The organism is Bradyrhizobium sp. Leo170, assembly GCF_004296405.1.
Lineage (GTDB): Bacteria > Pseudomonadota > Alphaproteobacteria > Rhizobiales > Xanthobacteraceae > Bradyrhizobium.
Genome location: NZ_PSRR01000597.1, coordinates 1 through 2,626, shown reverse-complemented (window position 1 = coordinate 2,626; position 2,626 = coordinate 1). Strand labels below are relative to the sequence as shown.

The 2,626-nt window shown below is 67.1% G+C and carries 3 protein-coding genes and 1 pseudogene; all 4 read left to right on the top strand.

The window, feature by feature from the left end; translation table 11 throughout:
* Nucleotides 1-485, top strand: a pseudogene (locus tag CWO89_RS42935) (Ti-type conjugative transfer relaxase TraA); the annotation flags it as partial.
* Nucleotides 482-1,015: a conjugative transfer signal peptidase TraF gene (gene traF, locus CWO89_RS42930; protein ID WP_130584233.1), complete on the top strand. Its 534-nt coding sequence runs from the start codon at nt 482-484 to the stop codon at nt 1,013-1,015. The pseudogene CWO89_RS42935 and the gene traF, both read left to right, overlap by 4 nt.
* Nucleotides 936-2,171 (top strand): conjugal transfer protein TraB, encoded by a 1,236-nt coding sequence (locus CWO89_RS42925; protein ID WP_283813586.1) that lies wholly within the window; start codon nt 936-938, stop codon nt 2,169-2,171. The genes traF and CWO89_RS42925 overlap by 80 nt, the downstream gene beginning before the upstream one ends.
* 11 nt (nt 2,172-2,182) lie before the next feature.
* A partial coding sequence (locus tag CWO89_RS42920) for a lysozyme family protein (protein ID WP_130584231.1) occupies nt 2,183-2,626 on the top strand: 444 nt, incomplete at its 3' end.

Sequence of the window (2,626 nt, the reverse complement as noted above, 5' to 3'; positions counted from 1 at the left end):
CGCCCGCGCTCAAACGCGACATCGAGCGTTACTTGCGTCTTCGGGCCGAGGCCGAGCACAAGCATGAGACCGAGGAACGCGTGATCCGGCATCGTGTGGCGATCGACATCCCCGCTTTGTCGCGCGACGCGCGTCGCGTGCTCGAGCGCGTGCGCGATGCCATCGACCGCAACGACCTGCCGAGCGCGCTCGAATTTGCGCTCGCGGACAGGATGGTGAAGGCGGAGATCGACGGCTTCAACAAGGCGATCGCTGAGCGCTTTGGCGATCGCACGTTCCTGCCGAACGCGGCCAGCGAAGCGAAGGGCCAGGCCTTCGAGAAGGCGGCGACCGGCATGGATCCGGCGCGGCGCGAGCAACTGAAAGAAGCCTGGCCAGCCATGCGCGCGGCGCAGCAGCTCGCAGCAGGGGAACGCACCGCGCAGGCCCTCAAACAGGCCGAGGCGCAGCGTCTGACCCAGAGCCGGGGACAGACCCTGAAATGAGCATTCGACGCTCCCCTCTAGCGATCTTGGCGATCAGCGCCGGCCTCGTCGCCACCGTGGCAGGCGCCGGCTGGGGCGCCGGACTGCGCATTAACATGACGCCGAGCTATCCGCGCGGTCTCTGGCGGATCGAGATCCTGGATCGTGAGCCCGCCGCCGGCGATCTCGTCTTCATCTGTCCACCCGATACGGCCGAGTTCGAACGCGCCTTCGCGCGCGGTTACATCCGGCGCGGACTTTGCGCCGGGGGACTGAGCCCACTCATCAAGACCGTCGCCGCCGTCGGCGGCCAACAGGTCGATGTCGCCGAACAGGTCTCGATCGACGGTCGTCCGCTCCCCGATTCCGATGTCCGGCACATGGATGCCGCCGGCCGTCCTCTCGCACCATTTACCGGCGGCGTCATTCCCGCCGGCGAGCTCTATCTCCACTCTGACTTCGTAGGCTCCTATGATTCCCGCTACTTTGGCCCGATCCCGTCATCGGGCATTCTCGGCCTCGCCCGGCCGATCCTCACCATCGGTCCCTAGTGCCTGGCGCGCCGCCGCGATGGTCGTCGCCGCGGCCGCGGTCGGGGCTGCTGCCTGGTGCGGTCACGCGCTCGCCCTGCCGCTCGCCTGCGCCTTCCCGACGTTGTGGGCGTTCGCGCCGTCACGGTCGATCTCAGCGGTGGTGAGCGCCGCCTATTTCCTTGCGGCATCGCGCGGGCTGCCGCAGGGCGTCGTCAATTTCTACGGCACTGATCTCGGCGTCGGCATCGCCTTGTGGAGCGGCGCGGCGGCCATCTTCGTCCTTGTTCACGCCACGCTTTGGCAAAGCCGGCCGGGATGGGAGAGGGCGCTTTGGTTCGCCCTTGCAGCGGTCCTGATGAGCGTGCCGCCCTTCGGGATCGTTGGATGGGCGCAGCCGATCACGGCGGCCGGCGTTCTGTTCCCCGGCTGGGGATGGTGGGGACTGGGCGCGACCGGAGCGATCCTGCTCACCATGACGACTGGCAAGTGGCCCGTCGCGGCGATCGCCGCGGCCAGCTTCTGGGGCTGGTCGGCCGCGCACTGGATCGCGCCGTCACAACCATCCGGATGGGCTGGCCTCGATACCAGGCTTGGGAGTGCGCTCGGCCGGGCTCTGGACCTCGATCAATCCGAGGCGCTTCTCCAGCGCGTGCGCGAAGCGTGCGCGGCCGGCGCGCGCGTTGTCGTGCTTCCCGAGAGTGCGGCCGGGCTGGGGACGCCGACCACCAGCGGCTTCTGGATGGACGGTCTGCGCAACACCGAGATGACGGTGATCGCCGGTACCGCGATCGTCGATCGCGAAGGCTATGACAACGCCATGGTGGAGATCGCCGCCGGCCGCGCACGCCAGCTCTATGGCGAACGCATGCCAGTGCCGGTCTCGATGTGGCAACCCTGGCTCGCTTGGACCGGGAAGGGCGGCGGGGCAAAGGCCAGCTTCTTCGGCAATCCCGTCGTCGAGTCCGTCAGCCGGCGCATCGCGCCCTTGATCTGTTACGAGCAACTGCTCGTCTGGCCCGTCCTGCAGTCGATGCTCCAGTCGCCCGACGTGCTTGTCGCGATCGGCAACGACTGGTGGACCGCCGGCACCAACGTCCTCGCGATTCAGAGAGCCAGCACCCAAGCCTGGGCGCGCCTGTTCGCCCTGCCGCTCGTGCTCTCGTTCAACACCTGAAGGGGATCAGCATGATCGATGCCACCACCATTCATCAATGCGCCGATCCGGGTCTGAAGCCCGCGATCGTCGAAAGATTCATCCGCACGGTGGGGTCACCCGATCCGCTCGCGGTCACCGTCCGGACCGGCAACCGCGTCATTCTGGTGACGCCGCCCAAGACGCCGGATGATGCCGTGGAGCTGGTCCGCCATTACGTCGGCCAAGCGATGGTCCGCGTTGGGGTGACTCAATATCCAGCCGGGCTCGGTATCACCGACGTCTCGGCGCTCAAGCCCGATGTGGTCGACGCCTGCGCCAATATCAGGATGGGCACCGCGCTATTTGGCAAGGTCTATCGCATCGTTACGAAGTGGTATGGTGCTCAGGTCGACGAGGCGTGCGGCGATGCGATCGACGCCTGGAAGACCGGGTATTTCGAGGGGAAATATGTATTCGACGAGCCCGATCCCGGC

What these genes read in the sequence shown, in the direction of transcription:
- traF (WP_130584233.1), top strand. Translation starts at nt 482, where the DNA reads ATGAGCATTCGACGCTCCCCTCTAGCGATCTTGGCGATCAGCGCCGGC.
- CWO89_RS42925 (WP_283813586.1), top strand. Translation starts at nt 936, where the DNA reads ATGATTCCCGCTACTTTGGCCCGATCCCGTCATCGGGCATTCTCGGCC.